At 74.7% G+C, this 21,169-nt stretch carries 16 protein-coding genes; 4 read left to right on the plus strand and 12 right to left on the minus strand.

Annotation, left to right across the window (positions count from 1 at the left end; genetic code table 11):
* Positions 1-39: 39 nt before the first annotated feature.
* On the minus strand, positions 40-1,116 hold the full coding sequence (locus ACIWVC_RS13935; protein WP_396454202.1) for a mechanosensitive ion channel family protein: 1,077 nt from the start codon (positions 1,114-1,116) through the stop codon (positions 40-42).
* Positions 1,117-1,275: 159 nt separating this feature from the next.
* Between ACIWVC_RS13935 and ACIWVC_RS13940 the strand changes: the two genes are divergently transcribed.
* Complete coding sequence (locus ACIWVC_RS13940) at positions 1,276-2,934, plus strand: CocE/NonD family hydrolase (protein ID WP_396447735.1); 1,659 nt, start codon at positions 1,276-1,278, stop codon at positions 2,932-2,934.
* A 37-nt stretch (positions 2,935-2,971) separates the two neighbouring features.
* On the opposite strand, the gene ACIWVC_RS13945 is transcribed toward ACIWVC_RS13940, so the two are convergent.
* The gene (locus tag ACIWVC_RS13945; RefSeq protein ID WP_396447736.1) at positions 2,972-3,421 is read right to left on the minus strand and encodes a peroxiredoxin; all 450 of its coding nucleotides are present in this window, start codon (positions 3,419-3,421) and stop codon (positions 2,972-2,974) included.
* A complete protein-coding gene (locus ACIWVC_RS13950) occupies positions 3,408-4,034 on the minus strand; it encodes a histone deacetylase (protein ID WP_396447737.1) in 627 nt (208 codons plus the stop codon). The genes ACIWVC_RS13945 and ACIWVC_RS13950 overlap by 14 nt, the downstream gene beginning before the upstream one ends.
* A gap of 168 nt (positions 4,035-4,202) precedes the next feature.
* On the opposite strand from ACIWVC_RS13950, the gene ACIWVC_RS13955 reads away from it, so the two are divergent.
* Positions 4,203-5,459, plus strand: a complete 1,257-nt coding sequence (locus ACIWVC_RS13955; protein ID WP_396447738.1) for a glycosyltransferase — start codon at positions 4,203-4,205, stop codon at positions 5,457-5,459.
* 82 nt (positions 5,460-5,541) lie between these two features.
* On the plus strand, positions 5,542-8,490 hold the full coding sequence (locus ACIWVC_RS13960; RefSeq protein ID WP_396447739.1) for an AAA family ATPase: 2,949 nt from the start codon (positions 5,542-5,544) through the stop codon (positions 8,488-8,490).
* A 121-nt stretch (positions 8,491-8,611) separates the two neighbouring features.
* Here the strand turns inward: ACIWVC_RS13960 and ACIWVC_RS13965 are convergent, their stop codons facing one another.
* The 4 genes from ACIWVC_RS13965 to ACIWVC_RS13980 all read right to left on the minus strand — a co-directional run bounded on the left by ACIWVC_RS13965 (position 8,612) and on the right by ACIWVC_RS13980 (position 12,548).
* Positions 8,612-9,679, minus strand: coding sequence for a dihydrodipicolinate reductase (locus ACIWVC_RS13965; RefSeq protein WP_396447740.1), 1,068 nt, complete (start codon positions 9,677-9,679; stop codon positions 8,612-8,614).
* Positions 9,676-10,464 (minus strand): SDR family oxidoreductase, encoded by a 789-nt coding sequence (locus ACIWVC_RS13970; protein ID WP_396454203.1) that lies wholly within the window; start codon positions 10,462-10,464, stop codon positions 9,676-9,678. The genes ACIWVC_RS13965 and ACIWVC_RS13970 overlap by 4 nt, the downstream gene beginning before the upstream one ends.
* Before the next feature lie 77 nt (positions 10,465-10,541).
* Positions 10,542-11,495, minus strand: a complete 954-nt coding sequence (locus ACIWVC_RS13975; protein ID WP_396447742.1) for an ornithine cyclodeaminase family protein — start codon at positions 11,493-11,495, stop codon at positions 10,542-10,544.
* A gap of 63 nt (positions 11,496-11,558) precedes the next feature.
* Entirely contained in the window at positions 11,559-12,548 is a 990-nt protein-coding gene (locus ACIWVC_RS13980) for an ABC transporter ATP-binding protein (protein WP_396447743.1), read from the minus strand.
* Between the two features lie 358 nt (positions 12,549-12,906).
* Between ACIWVC_RS13980 and ACIWVC_RS13985 the strand changes: the two genes are divergently transcribed.
* On the plus strand, positions 12,907-13,962 hold the full coding sequence (locus ACIWVC_RS13985; RefSeq protein WP_396447744.1) for a S1 family peptidase: 1,056 nt from the start codon (positions 12,907-12,909) through the stop codon (positions 13,960-13,962).
* A gap of 121 nt (positions 13,963-14,083) precedes the next feature.
* Here the strand turns inward: ACIWVC_RS13985 and ACIWVC_RS13990 are convergent, their stop codons facing one another.
* The 5 genes from ACIWVC_RS13990 to ACIWVC_RS14010 form a co-directional block, all read right to left on the minus strand.
* Positions 14,084-14,818: a thioesterase II family protein gene (locus tag ACIWVC_RS13990; RefSeq protein ID WP_396454204.1), complete on the minus strand. Its 735-nt coding sequence runs from the start codon at positions 14,816-14,818 to the stop codon at positions 14,084-14,086.
* On the minus strand, positions 14,815-15,477 hold the full coding sequence (locus tag ACIWVC_RS13995) for a GNAT family N-acetyltransferase (RefSeq protein ID WP_396447746.1): 663 nt from the start codon (positions 15,475-15,477) through the stop codon (positions 14,815-14,817). Before ACIWVC_RS13995 ends, ACIWVC_RS13990 begins: the two co-directional genes overlap by 4 nt.
* Entirely contained in the window at positions 15,470-15,679 is a 210-nt protein-coding gene (locus ACIWVC_RS14000; RefSeq protein WP_396447747.1) for an MbtH family protein, read from the minus strand. The genes ACIWVC_RS13995 and ACIWVC_RS14000 overlap by 8 nt, the downstream gene beginning before the upstream one ends.
* A gap of 12 nt (positions 15,680-15,691) precedes the next feature.
* Positions 15,692-19,585 (minus strand): amino acid adenylation domain-containing protein, encoded by a 3,894-nt coding sequence (locus tag ACIWVC_RS14005; RefSeq protein WP_396454205.1) that lies wholly within the window; start codon positions 19,583-19,585, stop codon positions 15,692-15,694.
* A partial coding sequence (locus ACIWVC_RS14010) for a condensation domain-containing protein (RefSeq protein ID WP_396454206.1) occupies positions 19,582-21,169 on the minus strand: 1,588 nt, incomplete at its 5' end. The genes ACIWVC_RS14005 and ACIWVC_RS14010, both read right to left, overlap by 4 nt.

Consider the following 21,169-nt stretch of genomic DNA (forward strand, 5'->3'; position numbering starts at 1 on the left):
GGGCCGGAGGACCGTGACGGGCCTGCGGGCCATGTCCGGCTAGAGGGCCAGCTCGTCCTTGCGCGGCACGCCGTTCGCGCGGGACGGCTCCTCCAGGGCCACGCGGTGGTGCCAGTACGGCGGCGCGATGCCCTCCTCGCGGAGCGCCCTGTGCAGGCGCTTGAGGAACTCGTGCTTGATGGCGAACTGGTCGCCGAACTCGCTGGACCGCAGGATCACGTGGAACCCGACGGTGGCGTCGTTGAAGTCGTCGAAACGGACCAGGACGTTGGAGTCGGCCACTCCGCCCTGGACTTCCTTCATCACCTCGTGGCCCACCCGGATGAGGAGCTGCTCCACCTCGTCGAGGTCGACCTCGTAGTGCACCTTCGCGTACACCAGCACCGACATGTCCTGCGCGGGCCGGTGGTAGTTGGTGAGGATCGTGTCCGAGAAGCGCTGGTTCGGGATGACCTCGATGTTGTCCGACAGCGTCCGGATGGAGGTGTTGCGCCAGTTGATGTCGACGACGTACCCCTCCTGCCCGGTGGACAGCTTGATGTAGTCGCCCGGCTCGATCGTCTTGGACGCGAGGACGTGCACGCCCGCGAACAGGTTGGCGAGCGTGTCCTGCAGGGCCAGCGCCACCGCGAGGCCGCCGACGCCCAACGCGCCCAGCAGCGGGGTGATCGACACCCCGATGCTCTGCAGCATCACCAGCAGGCCGATGCCGAAGACGATCACCCGGGTGATGTTCGCGAAGATCGTGACGTTCGCGGCGACGCCCTGCCGGGCCAGCGCGATCGAGGTCACCGACGCCGCGATCAGCCGGGCCAGCGCCAGCGAGACCACCAGGATCGTCGCCGCCGTCAGCACCTTGGCGATCACGTCCAGGGTGCCGCGCGGCAGCTCCAGCACCTTCGCCGCCGTCCACAGGCCGAGCAGCACCGCGAGCGGCATCGCCAGGTCCCGGATGAGGCGGGCGGCCAGGTCGTCCCACGCCCACCGGGTGTCGCCCGCGCGCCGGGTCAGCCGGCCGGTCAGCAGCCGCAGGAGGAGCGCGGCCGCCAGCGCGACCGCCATCACGACGGCGGCGGCGATGACGCGCGTCCAGCTCAGGTCGCCCAGGTCGCCCATGACGCGTGAAACTCTCCCTCCGCGAACCGTGCAGGCCCGCAAGATCCCGATTTGCCGTGTTACGCGTCCCCGATCGTAGTGAAGACCCGGAGTGCTGCGAGGCACATCACGGGGGTTGTGGCTCCGGGTTCGGCCGATCTGGCGATTACGATCGGTCGGGTGGTAGGGGTGGGAATGATGCGCCGGCTGGGGGTCACGGCGCTGGGACTGCGGAACGGGCCCCACAGGGTGGCGGTCGAGCGCGACCTCCCCGTTCCCGCCGCCGACGGGGTGACGCTGCTGGCCGACCGGTACGCCCCCGTCGACGTCGACCGGGCGCCCGTCGTGCTCGTCCGCTCGCCCTACGGGCGGCGCGGGCCGTTCGGGCTCATGTGCGGGCAGGCGTTCGCGTCGCACGGGTTCCAGGCCGTGGTGCAGAGCGTCCGCGGCGGCTTCGGGTCCGGCGGCGTGTTCGAGGCCCTCGACGAGCGCGAGGACGGCCTGGCGACCATCGAGTGGCTGAAATCACAGCCGTGGTTCGGCGGGACGTTCGCCATGCACGGCCCGAGCTACCTCGGCTACGTGCAGTGGGCCGTCGCCGCCGACGCCGGGCCCGAGCTGAAGGCCCTGTCGATGCAGGTCACCGCCTCGACGTTCCGGGACGCCGTCAACGTCGGCGGCACGTTCGCGCTCGAGTCCGCGCTGATCTGGGTCGACCTGACCGCCCGGATGAAGAACTCCCTCTCCGGCATCACGACCGGCATCATGTCGCCGCGCCGCGCCCGCCGCGCCGCGCTCTCCGGGCGCCCCATCGCCGAGCTCGACCGGATCGCGACCGGCGCGCAGCAGCGCTTCTTCCAGGAACTGCTGGTCAACGGCCCCGACACGCCGTTCTGGGACAAGCGCGACTTCAGCCCCACCGTCTCCGAGGTCACCGCGCCGGTGAACATGACGGGCGGATGGTACGACATCTTCCTGCCCTGGCAGATGAAGGACTACGCGGCCCTGCGCGCCGCCGGGCGGCGGCCCTACCTGACGATCGGCCCCTGGTTCCACGCCGACCAGCGGATGATGCGCGGCTCGGTCGCCGATTCCGTCCGCTGGTTCCGCGCGCACCTCCTGGACGACCCGTCCGAGCTGCGCGAGCAGCCCGTCCGCCTCTACATCACCGGCGCCGGCGAGTGGCGCGAGTTCCCCGACTGGCCCGTCCCCGGCATGCGCGAGGAGCGCTGGCACCTGCAGCCCGGGGGCGCCCTCTCCCCCGCCGTCCCGCCCGAGTCCGAGCCCGACGCCTACCGGTACGACCCGAACCACCCGACCCCGTTCCTCGGCGGCCCGACCCTGCTCGGCGAGACCCGCCCGTCCACCGACCAGCGGCGCCTGGAACGCCGCCGGGACGTGCTCACCTACACCTCCGCCGTCCTGGACGACGACGTGGAGATCATCGGCCCGGTCACCGCCGACCTGCGCATCCGCTCGAACCGCGAGCACACCGACTTCGTCGTCCGCCTCTGCGACGTCACCCCCGAGGGCGAGTCGCTGAACCTCTGCGAGGGCATGCGCCGCCTCGTCCCCGGCGCCCCGGAACCCGGCGCCGGCGGCGTGCGCGCGGTCGCCGTCGAGCTGTGGCCCGCCGGCCACCGCTTCCGCCGCGGGCACCGCATCCGCGTCCAGGTGGCGAGCGGCGCCTACCCGCGCGTGGCCCGCAACCCCGGCACCGGCGCGCCCATGGGCACCGCCACCGAGATGCTCACCGCCGACCAGGAGATCTTCCACACGCCGGAGCACCCCTCGGCGATCAACCTCCCCGTCGTCGGCAGGGCGGCCGCCGCGGGCTGACGCCCGCCGCGCCGACGTGCGCGACCGGACGGAGCCCTCACCGCTTGCGGAGGGCCTCCAGGGCCTTGTCGGCGTGGGCGTTCATGCGGACCTCGCTCTTGACGACGGCCAGGACGCGGCGGTCGGTGTCGATGACGAAGGTCTGGCGTTTGGCGGGGAGGAAGCTCAGGGCGCGCGCGACGCCGAAGCGGGCGCGGACCTCGCCGGACGGGTCGGACAGGAGGGGGTAGCCGAGGGAGTGCTTGTCGGCGAACTCCTTCTGCTTGGCGACCGGGTCCGCGCTGATGCCGACCGCCTGGGCGCCGGCCTCGGCGAGCTCGGCGGCCAGGTCGCGGAAGTGGCAGGCCTCGGCGGTGCAGCCGGGGGACAGCGCGGCCGGGTAGAAGAACAGGACCACCGGGCCCTTCTCCAGCAGGCCGCTCAGGGTGCGGGGCTCGCCCGTCTCGTCGGGCAGCTCGAAGTCGTCGACGATGTCACCGGGGTTCATGGCCCGAACCTAGCAGCGCCGCGATCGCCTGCTCGGTCCAGGCTCCCCGGGCGCCGGGCCGGGCGGCGAGGTAGGACGCGGCGCGGCCGGCGGTCCAGCCGTGGGCCTCGCGCAGGCCATTGCCGAGCATGGCGAGATACGGGGCCGTCGGCGCGTTTGGGGCGGCCGGGTGCGGTGAGGTGAAGGTGAGCATGGGGTGGCCGGCCCGTTCGCCCACCCGGAGGACGGTCTCGTAGCGGCCGGGTCCGAGGCGCTGGCGGCCGCGGGCGAGGACCTCGGACAGGTCGTGGTCGGTGCCGGGGTCGCGGCGCATCTCCTGGGAGAGGACGTCGCAGAACTGGCGCCGCGTGAGGAGGTAGGCGCGGGCGGCGGCGCGGCCGGGGAGGTCCGGGTCGTAGAAGGCCATCCCGCCGCCCCAGGTCGAGGAGGTGTGCGCGAAGTAGATGCCGCCGGGGATCGTGATCGACTGCTCGGCGCGGGCGGGCCGCGGGTCGCGGCAGCCGGCGTGCCGCCGGGCGCCGCCGGGCGGGCGGCCGCCGGCGAGGTAGCACTGGAATCTCTCCCGGAAGAGGTTTGAGCCGTAGGCCACATACCAGATCGGATCGTCGCTCACTTGGCCCAGTATTCCCGCAGGTCGGGGGTGGTTTGTTCGGGCCAGGGCGGGCCGGGCCGCGTTTCGCCAGGTTTGACGGCCGGTGGGATCGGATATGAAACTGGCCGAGCAGGTGTCTACGACGCAGATACCTCCGTGCTTCCCCTGTGTTGTCCCGGAGGATCCGTCATGCATCGCTCGCTCAACATCGCACTCGTGTCCGCCTCCGACCTCGACGGCGAACACCTGCAGTCAATCCACGTCCGGGATCTCGCTCGTTCGCTGACCCGTCCGCTCACCGCGGACGGCGAGCCGAACCAGGTGACGGTCTACGCGCGGCGGCAGGACAAGTCCGCCCGCGGCCGCACCAAGCTCGCCCCGGGCGCCGTGCTGGTCAACCTCGACGCCGGGCCCGCCCGGCCCCTGTCGGACGAGGAGCTGCTCCAGCACATCCGCGACTTCGCGGACGGTCTGCGCCGCCGCTGGTCCGGTTCCGGACGCCCCGACATCGTGCACGCGCACGGCTGGGTCGGCGGCCTGGCCGCCTGCGCCGTCGCCCGTGAGCTGGGCATCCCCTTCGCGCAGAGCTACCACGGCGTGGCGGCGGCCGAGCGCCGCGCCGGGCGCCGGGTGCACCCGCACCGCGACCGGCTGGAGAAGGCCATCGGGCGGGACGCCGACATCGTCCTCGCCGGGCACGCCGAGGAGGCCGGCCAGGTCGTGCGGATGGGCGTGCCGCGCCCGTCGGTCGCGGTCGTCCCCTACGGCGTGGACGGCGAGCACTTCGCCCAGGTCGGCCCCGCGATGCCGCACGGCGACCGGCGCCGGCTCGTGATGGTCTGCGACGACCTGGAGACGGGCGACGTCGGGACCGCGCTGCGCGCCCTCGTGCACGTCCCGACCGCCGAGCTCGCCGTCGCCGGCGGCCCGGAGCGCGAGGACCTGGAGAGCGACCAGGGGGTGCACCGGCTGCGCCTGCTCGCCAAGGAGCTGCACGTCGCCGACCGGGTGATCTTCCTCGGCCGGGTGCCGCGCAAGAACCTGCCGAAGCTGCTGCGCACCGCGAGCCTGGCGCTCTGCCTGGCGCCGCACGGGCCGTGCCCGTCGGTGCCGCTGGAGGCCATGGCCTGCGGCGTGCCGGTCGTCGCGACCCCGGCCGGCGGGAGCGCCGACGAGGTCCTCGACCACATCACCGGGCTGCACGTCCCGGCGGGGCGGCCGGTCGTGATCGGCCGCGCGGTCCGGCAGCTGCTGTCCGAGGCGACCACGCTGCACGGCTACTCGATCGCCGCCGCCGACCGCGCCCGCTCCCGCTACTCGCTGGAGCGGATCGCCGCGGAGACGCTCCGCGCCTACCTGAAGGTGCTGCCCGCCCCCGAGCCCGAGGCCGGGCCGGCGGAGGACGAGGCGGCCGAGGCCGGCCGGACCCCCGCGCTGGTCGGCTGAGCCGGCCCCCGCTCTGCGGGCCCCGGATCCCTCCCCGGATCCGGGGCCCGCGCACGTCCGGCCCGGTGGAATACTCGACGGGGTGAGCGGCGTGCTGATCGGCCGGAGGGCGGAGCTCGGCGAGCTGACCGCCGCGCTGGCGCGGGCGGGGTCCGGCTCCGCCGGCGCCGTGCTGGTCAGCGGCGACGCGGGGGTCGGCAAGTCGCACCTGGTGGCCGCGCTGACCCGGGCGGCGCGCGACGAGGGCTGCGCGGTGCTCGTCGGGCAGTGCGCGGAGCTGGGCGAGAGCATGCCGTACCTGCCGCTCGCGGACGCGCTGTGGACGGCCGCGCACTCCGGCGCCCCCGAGGCCGGCGAGGTGCGCGCCGCGCTCGACGCCCGCCCCGTGCTGCGGCGCCTGCTGCCGGACGGCGACGGCGGCCCCGGCACGGCCCCGGAGCTGGGCCAGCAGCAGCTGTTCGGCGCGGTGCTCGGGCTGCTCGGCGAGCTCGGGCGGGACCGGACCGTCCTGCTCGTCCTGGAGGACCTGCACTGGGCCGACCGGTCGACCCGGCACCTGCTGACGTTCCTGTGCCGGGTCCTGCAGCGCGAGCGGGTCTGCCTCGTCGGCACGTACCGGTCGGACGACCTGCACCGGCGGCATCCGCTGCGGCCCGTGGTGGCGGAGCTGCTGCGGCTGCCGAACGTGACCGGCGTGGAGGTGCCGCCGTTCGGCCCCGCCGAGACCGCCGAGTACCTGGCGGCACTTTCGCGCGGCGCGGCGCCGGTGACGGCGGAGATCGTGGAGCGGGTGCACCGCCGGTCGGAGGGCAACCCGTTCTACGCCGGCGAGCTGTACTCGGCCGAACCCGACCTGCGAGAGGGGGCGGCGGAGCTGCCGTCCGGGCTCGCCGACCTGCTGCTGTCGCGGGTGGAGCGGCTGTCGGACGCCGGGCAGCGGGTGGTGCGGGTCGCGGCGGTCGCGGGCCGGCGCGTGGACGACGAGCTGGTGCGCCGGGTGTCCGGGCTGGACGAGGCGGCGGTCGGCGAGGCGCTGCGCGAGGTGGTGTCGCACCAGCTGCTCGTCCCGTCCGGGACGGGCTACACGTTCCGGCACGCGCTGCTGCGCGAGGCCGTCTACGCCGACCTGCTGCCGGGCGAGCGGACCCGGCTGCACGCCGACTTCGCCCGCCTCCTCGCCGACCTGCCCGCCGGGACGCGGGGGTCGGCGGCGGAGCTGGCCCACCACAGCCTCGCGGCGCACGACCTGCCGGCCGCGTTCGCCGCGTCGGTGCGGGCGGGGCGGGAGGCCGACCGGCTGGGCGCGCCCGCCGAGGCGTTCGGGCACTACGAGCGGGCGCTGGAGCTGTGGGAGGCGGTCCCCGGCGCGGAGGAGGCCGCGGGCACCGACCGGATCCGGCTGGCGCTGAACGCCGCGCAGGCGTCCGCGCGGGCCGGGGAGCTGCGGCGGGCCGTGCACCGGCTGCGCCGCCTGCTGGACGTCGCCGACCCCGCCGACCCGGCGCTCGGCTCGACGCTCCGCGAGCACCTCGCCGCCTACCTCGGCGACCTCGACGAGGACGCGGAGTCGCAGGCGATCGCGCGGGAGGCGGTCGCGATGCTGCCCGCCGACCCGCCGACGCGGGAGCGCAGCTGGGCGCTCGCCACCTACGCCCGGACGCTGCTCTCCCGGGATCCGCACGGCGAGCTGCCCGGGCTGGCGGAGAAGGCCGTCGAGGAGGCGCGCGCCGCCGGGGCGCCCGGCGCGGAGGCCAGCCTGCTGACGACGCTCGGCCTGTACCGGGAGTCGCGGGAGGCCGACACCGGCGTGGCCGAGGTGTTCGCCCGGGCCAGGGACCTCGCGGCCGCCCGCGGCGAGACGTCGATGAGCGCGATGCGGGCCGCGTTCCACTACGCGCGGACGAAGTTCGACCGCGGCGACCTCGCGGGAGCGATCCGCGCCGCCGACGAGGGCGTGAAGTTCGCCCTCGACAACGGGCTCGGCTGGAGCACGTTCGGGACGGTGCTGCGCTCGCTGCGCTACCTGATCCACTACACGACGGGCAACTGGGCGGAGGCGAACCGGCTGGCGGCCGGCTTCGCCGTCCAGGTCGTCCGGCCCCATGAGGCGCAGGTGTCGGCGTACGCGCTGTTCGTCGAGGTCGCGCAGGGCGGCCCCGACGTGGCGGAGCGGCTGCGGTGGATCACGCCGCTGTGGGACCAGGACGCGTTCCTCAACTACGTCGCCCGGGGCCTCGCCGCCGAGCACGCGCTGTGGAACGGCGATCCCGACACCGCGATCGATCACGTCGAGAACGTCCTCCGCACCGTCTACGCCGAGACGGTCGGCGCGATCCGCATCGCCGCGACCGGGCTGTGGGCGGAGGCCGAGCGGGCGGCGCGGGCTCGCGCGGCGGGCGACGAGGCGGCGGCGCGGGCGTCGGCCGAGGCGGGCGACAGGCTGCTGCGGATCGCGCGGGCCGTCGTCGCGGTCACCACCGACGGGCAGCCGCGCACCTGGCTCGGCGTCGAAGGGCTGGCGTGGCTGGCCCGCGCGGAGGCGGAGCGGCGGCGCGTCGACGGCGTCCACGACGTGGAGCTGTGGCGCAGGACCGCCGACCTGTTCACCTACGGCGACCCCGCCGGCGGGTTCGTCTACGAGGTGGCGCGGTCGCGGTGGCGGCTGGCGGAGGCGCTCGCCGAGAACGGCGACCGGGAGGAGGCGGCGGCCCAGTGGCGCTCCGCCGTGGAGATCGCCGAACGGCTCGGCGCGCGGCCGCTGCTCGCGGCGCTGCGCGACCTCGGCGCCCGGGCGCGGCTCGGCCCGGCGCGCCCGGCGCCCGCGCCGTCCGGCGGCCCGCTCTCCGCGCTGACCGCGCGGGAGCGGGAGGTGCTGAAGCTGGTCGCGGAGGGCCGCAACAACCGGGAGATCGCGGCGGCGCTGTTCATCTCCCCGAAGACGGCGAGCGTGCACGTGTCCAACATCCTCGCCAAGCTGAACGTCACCAGCCGCACCCAGGCCGCCGCCGTCGCGCACCGCGAAGGGCTCTGACGATTCCCATTCGTGTGATCTCGCATTTCCCGAGGGCTCCCGGATGGTGAGCCGCGCCTCGACCGGGAGGAGGAGCGGCTCGTTCCGCTCCTCGACACGGTTCGGCCTCTAGCGGGACCGTCTAGAGCAGGCCCCGGCCGGTGATCAGGGGCAGGTCCAGCGCGGTGAGCAGGCCGGGCGGGGCAGCGGCGACGGCCGGGATCGCGTTGACCAGGCGCATCGCGGTGGCCTTCAGGCCGGCGGTGTTGATGTCGCCGTCCGAGCCGAGGAGGCGCAGGTCGACGGTGTAGTCCGGCTCGCCGCTGACCTCCACGCGGTAGCAGCCCGCGCCCGCCGGCCGCGGCCAGTCGGGGGCGAGGTCGTCGCGCAGCCGGGTGACGTGCTCCAGGACGATGACGGCCTCGCCGCCGCGCATGCCCAGCAGTTCCCACCGCAGCGCGGCGGCGGTGCCCTTCCGGACCGTCCCGGCGGAGACGTCGAACGTCTCGGGCGCGGGGAGGCGGGCGTGCCGTTCGGCGATCCCGTCCAGCTCGACGTCCAGGCCGGCGGCGAGCTGCCGGACGACGCTCCCCCACGCCAGCGTCAGCTCGCCGGGCCGCAGCAGCGGCGGGATCTCGTCCAGGGGGCGGCCGAAGCCCATGAAGTCGAACAGGACCGTGGCCTGGTCGTAGGTGGCGAGGTTGATGATCTCCATGCAGCGGAGCCGGTCGATGCGCTCGCTGATGCCGGTGACCGCGAGCGGGAGCAGGTCGTTGGCGAAGCCCGGGTCGATGCCGTTGACGAAGATCGACGCGCCGCCCGCGGCGGCGGCCTCCCGCACCGGTTCGACCAGCTCGGCCGGGACGGCGCCGCCGTCCGGGAACTGCAGGAACATCGCGCTGCTGGACACGACGTTCACGCCGGCGCGCAGGATGCGGCACAGGTCGCCGACGGCCTCGGGCAGCCGGACGTCCGCCATCGCGGTGTAGACGACGCAGTCGGGACGGAGCGCGAGCAGCGCCTCGGCGTCGCCGGTGGCGGCGACCCCGAGGCGGCGGCCCAGCCCGGCGAGCTCCCCCGCGTCCCTGCCGATCTTCCCGGGGGTGGACGTCCAGACGCCGGCGAGCTCCAGGTCGGGGCGGGCGTCCACGCCCGCGATGGCGTGCCGGCCGACGTTGCCGGTGGCCCAGACGACGACGCGGCGGGTCACAGGTCCTCCAGTCCGAGGTCGAGGTTCGGGGTCTCGATCCCGCCGTCGACGCGCAGCAGGCTGCCGGTGACGTAGGCGGAGGCGGGCGAGGCGAGGTAGAGGACGGCGGCGGCGACGTCCTCGGGGTCGCCGACGCGGCGCAGCGGCGTCCTGCGCTCCATGTCGGTGCGCAGCCCGTCGTCGGTCATCACGACGTCGAGCGCGGACGTCGCGACCGAGCCGACGGCGATCGCGTTGACGCGGACGCGCGGCGCCAGGTCGAACGCGGCGAGCCGGGTGTAGTGGGCGAGCGCGGCCTTGGCGCTGCCGTAGGCGAGGTAGCCGCGGCCGGCGATGCGGCCCACGGCCGAGGAGATGTTGACGACGCTGCCGCCGCCCGCCTCCAGGAGGTGCGGGACGGCGGCGCGGGTCAGCGCGTGCGCGGTGGCGACGTTGAACCGGAACGCCTTCTCCAGGTGCCGCGGCTCGGTGTCCATGAAGGCGGCGGGCATGGCGCCGCCCATGTTGTTCACGACGATGTCGATGCGGCCGAACTCCCCGGCGGCGCGTCCGGCCAGCTCGGCGGCGGCGTCGGGTTCGGCGAGGTCGGACGGGACGACCAGCGCCCGCCGCCCGGCGGCCTCGATCTCGGCCGCCACCTTGCGGAGCTGCTCCTCCGTGCGGGAGGCGATCACCACGTCGGCGCCCGCCTGCGCGAGCGCCACCGCGGCGGCCGCGCCGATGCCGCGGCCGGCGCCGGTCACGACCGCCGCCCTGCCGTCGATTCGGAACCGGTCCCAGATCACCGGCGTCACCTCCGGTTCGTCGCCGCGCCGTCGGCACAGCCTACGCAGAAAATAGAACGTGTTTCAATATTCTGCGATCATGCCAGGAAGTCGAACTCCACGCCGGCGCCGGCGGCGCGGGCCGCGCGGTAGGCCGTCCAGCTCAGTGCGAGGTCCTGCCAGGGCAGCCCGACCGGCGCGTACACGGTGACCTCGGCGCGCCTGACCCGGCCGGGCACCTCGCCGCACAGCAGGTCGCGCAGCGTGCCGGCGGCGTGCTTGACGTCGAGGCCGGCGCCGGCGAGCACGCCCATCTCGACGGCGAGCGGGACGTCGTCGACCACGACCCGTGCGCCCTCCAGCAGGTCGGCGCCCAGCTCGGCCTTGCCGGGCTCGTCCGCGCCGAGCGAGGTGAGGTGCGTGCCGCGGGCGACGTCCGCGGCGTGCAGGAGGGGGCGGCGCGCCCAGGTCGCCATGACGACGATCCCGGCGTCCCGGACGGCGGCGCGCGGGTCGGCGGCGACGGCCGCGCGGACCCCGAGCCGCGCGCCGTGCCGCTCGGCGAACCCGGCGGCGCGGGCGGCGTCCAGGTCGCAGACGGTGAGGCCGCGCACCTCGCGCAGCTCGGACAGGCCCCGCATGACCAGCTCCGCCTGCGCGCCGGCGCCGATCACCGCGACGGTGTCCGCGTCGGGGCGGGCGAGCGCGTGGGTGCCGAGCGCGGCGGCCAGGCCGGTGCGCCAGGCGGTCACGGTGGCCGAGTCCAGCTGGGCCAGCAGCTCGCCGGTGCCGAGGTCGTGCAGGCAGACGACGCCGCGCAGCGCCGGGCGGCTGCCCGGGAACTTGGCGTTGACCTTCACGGTGTAGGCGGGGATCTCCGCGACCACGCCGGGCAGCAGCGCGGTGGCGGTGCCCTGGCCGGGGAGTTTCGCGATCACCCGGCGCGCGGCCGTCCCGTCCTGCGCGGCGGTGAAGCCGCGGCGCAGCGCGTCGAGGCAGGTGGCGGGGTCGAGCACCGCTTCAAGGTCGGAACGGGTCAAAAGGAGCGTCACCGAACCATTCTCCCGTTCCACTCGTCCGGTGACCACCCAGGCAGATAACTCACCGTGAACGGGTCAGCCCCGCAGCCGCCGCGCCGCGACCAGTTCGTCCCAGTCGGCCAGCCAGTCCCGGCCCTGCTCGTCGATGAACGAGCCCGGCGGCGGGGTGACGCCGTGGTCGCGCAGCCACTCGCCGGGGCGGCGCATCGAGGGGCGCAGCCGGCCGTCGCTCGGCATCAGCTGCGGCGGGATCGGCGCCGGCATCGGCAGGGCCTGCGGCTCGGCGGCGATGTCGGCGACGTCCTTCTCCTCCGCCATGCCGATCGGGCCCTGGCGGCGCGCGTTGAAGAACTGGTTGACCGCCGGGTGCGTGCTGGACAGCACCATCTCGCGCGGCCCGAACATCACCAGGCCGCGGCGGAACAGCAGGCCGAGGTTGTCCGGCAGGACGCGGGCCGTGCCGATGTCGTGGGTGACGATGAGGAAGGTGGCGCCGAGCTCGGTGTTGAGGTCGACGAACAGCTGGTTGAGGTAGGCGGTGCGGACGGGGTCGAGGCCGGAGTCCGGCTCGTCCGCCAGGATGATCTCGGGGTCGAGGACGAGGGCGCGGGCGAGCCCGGCGCGCTTCTTCATCCCGCCGGAGATCTCGCCGGGCAGCTTGTGCTCCGATCCGGTGAGCCCGACCATGTCCATCTTCTCCAGCACGATGCGCCGGATCTCCGACTCGCCCTTCTTCGTGTGCTCGCGCAGCGGGAAGGCGATGTTGTCGTAGATGTTCATGGAGCCGAACAGGGCGCCGTCCTGGAACAGCACGCCGAACTGGCGGCGCAGCTCGTAGAGCTCGTGCTCGCGCAGCCGCGGGACGTCGCCGCCCCCGACGTAGACGTGGCCGCGGTCGGGCCGCAGCAGCCCGACGAGGTTCTTGAGGAACACCGACTTGCCCGTGCCGGACGGCCCGAGCAGCGCGGAGATCTCGCCCGCCGGGACGGTGAGGGACACGTCCTCCCAGATGACCTGCCGCCCGAACGACTTCCTGAGCCCTTCCACCCGGATCTCGACGCCCATGCGCACTCCCGTGCCGGGAACCGGGGGCGGGGAATCCGCGTCAAAGGTCCGGTCCCCCGTCGATGTCGACTGTACGTCGGGAACGCCGCGCCGGGGAGACCCATTGGACGCGCGGTCCAGGAGCGGGGACCGGGGTCCGGGATGCCGCTGCCGCATCCCGGGACATAATCGCGTCCGGCGGGACGGGCCGGCGCTCCGCCATGCCCGGACTGACCACCTGCGGCCTCGCAGGATGCCAACGACGCTGCCCGGAATTAGTCACCTTCTGCGTCTTACGTCCGCATTGACGGTTCTTACACCATGTCCAGGACCTCCGGCGCACCACAAGGGTGCGCCAAACCCCCCGCTGGAGGCACAAGTGAAGAACCGTCACAGGCGCGCCGGCGCCGCCGCCGTCACCACGGCAACGGTCGGCCTCGTGGCCGCCACCCTCGCGGCCGCTCCCGCCGCGTCCGCCAGCCCCGCCGCGCCGGCCGCTCCCGCCGGGCCCGGCACGCTGGCCAGCTCCCTCGCGCACCAGCTCGGCTCCCAGACCGCCGGCTCCTACCTCAAGGGCGGCAAGCTGGTCGTCACGGTCACCACCGCGCAGGCCGCGCAGGCCGTCCGCGCCGCGGGCGCCGTGCCGAAGACCGTCGCGCGCAGCGGCGCCGACCTGCAGAAGGTCATGAAGGCGCTCAAGCGCGACGCGGCCGTCCCCGGCACCGCGTGGGCGGTGGACCCGGCCGCCAACCAGGTCCTGCTGACCATGGACAGCACGGTCAAGGGCGCCAAGCTCAAGAAGGTGCGGGCCGCGGTCGCCGAGCTGGGCGCGGCCGTCCGCACCGAGCGGGTCGCCGGGAAGTTCCAGAAGTTCACCCGCGGCGGCGAGGCCATCTACACCGGCGGCGCGCGCTGCTCGCTGGGCTTCAACGTCCGGTCCGGCAGCACGTACTACTTCGTCACCGCCGGGCACTGCACCAACATCGGCACGACCTGGACCGACAGCTCGGGCCGGACGCTGGGCCGCACCGTGGCCAGCAGCTTCCCCGGCAACGACTACGGGGTCGTGCAGTACACCTCGGCGCCCACCGACACGCAGGGCACCGTCAACCTGTACTCCGGCACCCGCGACATCACGAGCGCCGGGAACGCGGCGGTCGGGCAGACGGTGTACCGCAGCGGCAGCACCACCGGCCTGCACAGCGGCCGGGTCACCGCGCTCAACCAGACGGTGAACTACGCGGAGGGCAGCGTCAGCGGCCTCATCCGCACCACGGTGTGCGCCGAGCCGGGCGACAGCGGCGGCTCCCTGTTCGCCGGGTCCACCGCGCTCGGGCTGACCTCCGGCGGCAGCGGCAACTGCACCTGGGGCGGGACGACGTTCTTCCAGCCCGTCACCGAGCCGCTCTCCCGCTACGGGCTGAGCGTCTACTGATCTCGCGGCCCCACCCAGAGACGGCACCGTGAGAGGCGGGCCGCCCCCACCCCGGACTCCCGTGGGGGCGGCCCGTCCGCCGTTCCAGGGCCGGACGCTCCGGCGTCGGGGCGCGCCCGCGTCAGGCGGGCACTTCGAGGGCGCGGTGGATCTCGGCGATGACGGCGGACTGCCGGTCGGTCAGGTAGAAGTGGCCGCCCGGCATCACCTTCAGCGCGAACCTCCCGTCGGTGACCCGCGCCCAGCCGCGCGCCTGCTCCTCGGACACGTGCGGGTCGGAGTCCCCGATGACGGCGGTGAGCGGGACCTCCAGCCGCGTCCCGTCCCGGTGCTCGTAGTTCTCGATCAGCGCGAAGTCGTTGCGGACGTACGGCAGGACCAGCTCGCGCAGCTCGGGATCCCGCAGCGCCTCAGCGTCGCTGCCGCCCAGCTCGATCATCTCCTCGACCACGCCGTCGTCGTCCATGTCGGAGACGCGGCGGCCGTCGTCGCGGTCGTGCGGCGGCCGGGCGCCGGAGGCGAACACGTGCACCGGGGCGCTGCCGCGCTCCTGCAGCAGCCGCGCCACCTCGTAGGCGAGGACGGCGCCCATGCTGTGCCCGAACAGCGCGGCGGGACGGTCCATCAGCGGCGCCATCGCACCGGCGACGAGGCGGGCGAGCTGGTGGGCGTCGGTGACCATGGCGTCGGCCAACCGGTCGGCGCGGCCCGGGTACTGCACGGCGTGCACCTCGACGGCCTGGCTGACCTCCTTGGCCCACGGCCGGTAGAACACCGCCGACCCGCCCGCGTGCGGCAGGCAGAACAGCCGCATCGACGCCCAGGGGCGCGTCTCGGCGCAGCGGAACCACGTCACGTGACCAACTCCTCCTCCTCGTGCCGGCGGGAGACCGTGCGGGGGTCCTCCGGCAGCGGCCACGGCGCGACCCTGGGGTCGGGGACGAGCTTGGGCGCGGTGGTCTCCGCGGCCACCTTGAAGCCCCGGCGCCGGTAGTTGGCGATCGCGTTCGGGTGGTCCAGGCTGCTGGTGCGCAGCCAGACCCGCGACGCGGGGCCGGAGTCCTGGGCCCACAGCTCGCCGCGCTGCCAGGCGCGGCGGGTGCACTGCTCGACGAGGTAGCCGCCGTAGCCGCGGCCGACGAACGCGGGGGTGAGGCCCACCAGGTGGATCTCGGTGTCGCCGCCCGGCTGCGCCTCGATCTCGAAGAAGCCCGCGATGGTGCCCTCGGCCATGGCGATCCACGTGGACAGCTCGGGGCGCTCGACCCAGCGGCGCCACTGCTCGTACGTCCACGGGAAGCGGTCCGTCCAGCAGACGCGGGCGCCGACGGCCGCGTACAGGGCGCGGTTGACGTCGGCGGACGGCAGCGCGGCCAGCGTGAACGTCATCTCGACGCCGGGCAGCGGCGCGGGACGCAGGTCGGCCGCGTCCAGCATCTCCATCGTCCACTCGGTGACCGACGGGATCTCGACCTCGGTGCCTCCCGGGGGCGCCCCCCGGCCCGTGTCACTCACCCATGGCCTCGATGAGGCTCTTCGGCCGCATGTCGGTCCAGTTCTCGCTGATGTAGTCGAGGCACGCCTCCCGGGTGTCCTCGTCCTTGGCGACCGTCCAGCCGGCGGGGACCTCGGCGAACGACGGCCACAGCGAGTGCTGGCCCTCGTCGTTGACGAGGACGAGATACGTGCCGTCCGGGTCCTCGAATGGGTTGCTCATCTGTGTTCCCTTTCAGTGGCTGCTGCGCAGCTTGTCCAATTTAGCGGCGAGCACGGCGCCCATCTCGGCGGCCGGGCCCGGCTCCATGAGGAGGTGGTGGTCGACGTCGATCGGGTAGTCCTCGATCTCGCCCTCGACGAGCGGCCCCCAGTTGGACCGCCCGGTGGGCGAGTCGCCGGTGCGGCCCCGGAGCGCGGTGAAGAACACGATGTCGCCGCGGAACCGCCCCGGCCGGTACTCCTCCGCCTGGCGCAGCCCGTTCTCGTAGTTGCGGTAGACGTTGACGAGGTCGTCCTCGCCGAGGGTGGCGAGGGCGTCGTCGCGTTCGGCGAGCACCGCCATGATCTGCGCCATGTCGGGGTTGCCGTCCTCGGCGACCATCTTCGCGTCGATGCCGATGGCCTCCAGCAGCTCGGGGAGCACCTCGCGCCGCTCCGATTCGAGGTCCTGGCCGTGGTAGGCGTCGATGAGCGCGAGCAGGCCGACGCGCTCGCCGGCCTCCTGGAGCCGGACGGCCATCTCGTAGGCGACGAGCCCGCCGAGCGACCAGCCTACGAGGTGGTAGGGGCCGGACGGCCGGACGGCCCGGATCTGCTCCAGGTAGTCCGCCGCCATCTCCTCCACCGACCCGGGCAGCTCCGGCTGGGTGAACGCGCGGGCCTGCAGCCCGTAGATCGGCTGGTCGGGGCCGAGGTACCGCTGGAACTGCAGGTACCCCCAGGACAGCCCGCCGGCGGGGTGGACGAAGAACACCGGCGGCCGGGTGCCGGTGGTGCGGATGGGCAGCAGCACCTCGAAGCCGAGCCGGTCCTCGGGGTCGCCGGCCCTGGCCAGCGCCTCGACGGTCTGGTGGGTGAACACGTCGCGGGGGGTGAGCTCGATGCCCGCCCGCCGGGCGCGGGTGACGAGCTTCAGCGCGGCGATGCTGTCGCCGCCGAGGTCGAAGAAGCTGACGTCGGCGCCGACCCGGTCGAGGCCGAGGACGTCCGCGACGATCCCGCAGAGCAGCTCCTCCTCGGGGGTGCGCGGGTCGCGCCCGGCGGCGGCCTCGCCGTAGTCGGGGGCGGGGAGGGCGCGCCGGTCGAGCTTGCCGTTCGGGCCGACGGGGAAGGTGTCGAGCCGGACGAACGCGGCGGGCACCATGTACTCGGGCAGCCGGTCCTCGACGAACTCGCGGAGCCCGTCGATCGACGCGGCGATGACGTAGGCGACGAGGGTCTTGACGCCGGGTGCGTCCTCGCGGGCGACGACGGCGACGTTCTGCACGGCCGGGTGCGCGGCGACGGCGGCCTCGATCTCGCCCGGCTCGATCCGGAACCCGCGGACCTTGACCTGGAAGTCGGCGCGGCCGACGTATTCGAGGGTGCCGCCCGGCCGCCACCGGACGAGGTCGCCCGTCCGGTACATGCGGTCGCCGGGCGCGCCGAACGGGTCGGCGACGTAGCGCTCGGCGGTGAGCGACGGGCGGCGCAGGTAGCCGCGGCCGAGCCCGGCGCCCGCGATGTAGGCCTCGCCGACCACGCCGGGCGGGACGGGCCGCAGCCCCTGGTCCAGCACGTAGACGCGCATGTCGTCGATGGGGCGGCCCAGCACGGCGGACGTCTCGGCCGGGTCGGCGAGCGGCGCCCGCTGCCCGGCGATGGTGGTGTAGGTGGTGGCCTCGGTCGGCCCGTACACGTTGCCGACCTCGGTGCCGGGGCAGGCGGCGAGCACCTTGCGGATCGCGGCCGGCGACCCGGCCTCCCCGCCGGTCAGCACCTCGCGGAGCCGCGCGAAGGCGTGCGGCCGCTCGTCCGCGACCAGGTTGAACAGCGTGGTGGTGAGGAACAGGCCGGTGAGGTCCTCGGCGGCGATGATCTCTTCGAGGGCCTCGCCGTTCAGGTGGCCGGGCGGCGCGACGACGGCGGTGCCGCCGTGCAGCAGCGGCGTCCAGATCTCGTAGATGGACGCGTCGAACGCGTGCGGCGAGTGGACGAGGACCCGGTCGTGCGCTCCGCCCGCGAGCCTGCCGTCGGTGGCGAGGTCGAGCGCGTCGCGGTGCCGCAGCATGACGCCCTTGGGCACGCCGGTCGACCCGGAGGTGAACAGCACGCAGGCGAGCTGCTCGGGGTGGCATGGGACGCCCGGGTCGGTGTCCGGCTGCGCGTCGGTCTCCGGGTCGTCGTCCACGACGATGACGTGCGCGGACGTGTCGAGGCCGGCGACGCGCTCCCGCATCGGCGTGTTGACCACCAGGACGGGCGCGTCGACCTCGGCGACCGCCCACGCCGTCCGCTCGGGCGGGTAGCCGTGGTGGATCGGCGCGTAGGCCCCGCCCGCCTTGAGGACCGCCAGCGAGACCACGACGACGTCGGCGGACCTTTCGAGCAGCACCGCGACGGGGGTGTCGCGGCCGACGCCGAGCCCGGCGAGGCGGTGCGCCAGCCGGTTCGCCCGCGCGTCCAGCTCGGCGTAGGTGAGCGGCTCCCCCGCGGCGCGGACCGCGACGGCGCCGGGCGTCCGCGCGAGCTGCTCGGCGAAGCGGCCGGTGAGGGTGCCGGGGCGGCGGCCGGTGCGCGGGCCCTGCCAGCCGCCGAGGACGGCGTCGCGCTCGTCGTCGTCGAGGACGGCGATGCGGCCGAGCGGGAGGTCGGGGCGGTAGGCGATCGCGTCGAGGATGCGGGTGAGGCGGCGCATCAGGCGCTGCGCGTCGTCCGCGGAGAACAGGTCGGTGCGGTGGTCGATGCGCAGCGACAGGCCGCGGCCGGGGACGGCGGCGAAGGTCAGCGGGTAGTGGGAGGCGTCGTAGCCGTCGACGTCGTGGAGGGTGAGGCCGCCGAGGGCGGTGCCGGCGGCGTCCGGGTCGAACGGGTAGTTCTCCAGGACGGTCATCGTGTCGAACAGCGTCCCGGTCCCGGTGAGGCGCTGGATGTCGGACAGGCCGAGGTGGTGGTGCGGCATCAGCGCGGCCTGCTCGTCCTGGAGCCGGGTGAGGGCCCCGGCGACGGTGTCGGACGGGCGGACGCGGACGCGGATCGGCAGCGTGTTGATGAACAGGCCGATCATCTGCTCGACGCCGGGCAGTTCGGGCGGGCGGCCCGACACGGCGGCGCCGAACACCACGTCGGTGGAGCCGGTGAGGCGGCTCAGCAGCGTCCCCCACGCGAGCTGGAGGACGGTGTTGAGGGTGACGCCCTGGGCGCGGGCCCGCGCGCCGAGCGCGGAGGTGAGCTCCTCGGTGAGGGTCGTCCGGACGCGCCCGGGGGCGCCGGCGCCCGGCTCGGCGGCGCCCGGGGCGACGAGGGTGGGCTCGTGGACGCCGTCGAGGGAGCGGCGCCACGCCTCCTCGGCGGCGGCGCGGTCCTGCTGGGCGAGCCACGCCAGGTAGTTCTTGTAGGGGGCGACGCGCGGCATCCCGGTGTCGTCGCCCTTGGCCAGGTACAGCGCGAACAGCTCGGTCTGCAGGACGGGCGTGGACCAGCCGTCCAGCAGGATGTGGTGGTTGGTGAACACCATGCGATGCAGGCCGTCCGCCAGCTTGATGAGCAGGAAGCGCAGCAGCGGCGGCTTCGCCATGTCGAACGGCCGGGCGCGTTCGGCGGCGGCCAGCTCGCGGGCCCCGGCCTCGCGTTCGGCGTCCGGGAGGGCGGACAGGTCCTCGTCCCGCCACGGCAGCCGGACGGTGCGGTGGACGACCTGGACCGGCGAGCCCTCCTTGCGCTGCCGGAACCCGGCCCGCAGGTTCGCGTGGCGGCGCAGGAGCGTCGCGGCGGCGGCCTTGAGCGCGTCCACGTCGAGGGGGCCGCGCAGGTCGAACACGATCTGCGCGGTGTAGACGTCGCGGCCCGAGTCGTAGAGGGCGTGGAAGAACAGCCCCTGCTGCAACGGGGACAGGGGGAGGATGTCCTCAAGCTGCGACTTGCTCAATCCAGCTCCCATTCACCGTCGAGCTCGGCGGCGAGCTCGTCGATCTCGTCCTGGCTGACGTCCACCAGGGACAGGTCGGACGGCGTGAACCCGCCGACGGGCCCGTCGGCGGCGCCGTCGACGACGTGCGCGACGAGGCCGCGCAGCGCCGCGTACCAGCGGCCGGCGAGGTCCTCGACGGCGGCGGCGTCGAACAGGTTCCCGGCCCACGTCCACGTCGCGGACAGCTCCGGCCCGCCGGGCAGGTCGCGGGTGTGCGCGTTGACCTCGATGGCGTGGACGAGGCCGAGCGCGCCGTCCTGGCCGGCGCCGAGGGCGTCGCTGTCCGCCTGGTCGGCCGGTCCCCAGTCGGTGGCCTCGGGCGCGGCGGAGCGGCCGAGGTAGTTGAACGCGATCTGCGGGCGGCGGGCGGCGAGGCCCGCGCCCGCGGCGGGGTTGAGGTAGCGGAGCAGGCCGTACCCGATGCCGTTGTCGGGGATCTCGCGGAGCTGCTCCTTGACCCGCTTGAGCGCGGTGCCGGCCGCCTGCCCGCCCTCGCGCACGTCGGCGGGCTCGACCCAGCCGGCGTCCAGCCGCACCGGGTAGATGGAGGTGAACCAGCCGGCGGTGCGGGACAGGTCGACGCCGGGGACGATCTCCTCGCGGCCGTGCCCTTCGAGGTCGATGAGGACGGCCGTCTCGTCGCAGGTGCCCCGGTCGCGCCGCCATTCGGCGACGGCGAGGGCGAGGCCGGTGAGCAGGACGTCGTTGACGCGCCCGTGGAACGCGGCCGGGACCTCGGTGAGGAGGGGCTCGGTCACGTCGGCGGGCAGGTCGAGGGTGAGGTGCCGCGCCGTCGCGAACGTGTCCGCGGCGGGGTCGAGGGGGCGGGCGCCGAGGACGGGGTCGGGGGTGGCGAGGACGTCCTCCCACAGCGGCAGCTCGGCGGTGCGGGCCGGGTCGGACGCCTCGGCGGTGAGGCGCTGCGCCCAGCGGCGGAACGACGTCGGGACGGGGTCGAGGTCTCCCCCGGCCCAGGCGGTGACCAGGTCGGGAAGGATGATCCGCCAGGTCACGCCGTCCACGGCGAGGTGGTGGAGGGTGAGGAGGAGTCGTCCGGAGGCGGCGGGTCCGGCGTCGAACCAGACGAGCTGCGCCATCGTCCCGGCGGCCGGGTCGAGGCGGCCGCGCGCGGCCTCCGCCTCCTCCGCGAGGACGCGTCGGAGTTCCGCCGCGCCGAGGCCCGCGACGTCCACGCGGCGGACGAGGGGGCCGGCGTCGACCGTGCCGGGCTCGGCGACCTCGAACTCCCCGTCCCGCACGCGGAGGCGGAGCATGTCATGGTGGTCGAGAACGGTCTGGAGCGCACGGGTCAGCCGGCCGGCGCCGACGTCCGGCGGCACCTGGAGCAGCATCCGCTGGCTGTAGCCGGCGACGGGGCCGCGCAGTTCCTGGAACCAGCGCATGATCGGGGTGGCGGGGACGCGGCCGACCCCGGCGCCGGGCGCCTCGGCCTCGACCCGCTCGCCCTCGCCGACCGGCCTGGCGGCCGCGGCCAGTTCCTCGACGGTCTGGTGCTGGAACACCTCGCGGGGTGTGATGACC

The sequence above is a fragment of the Actinomadura sp. genome (assembly GCF_044508335.1).
Lineage (GTDB): Bacteria > Actinomycetota > Actinomycetes > Streptosporangiales > Streptosporangiaceae > Spirillospora.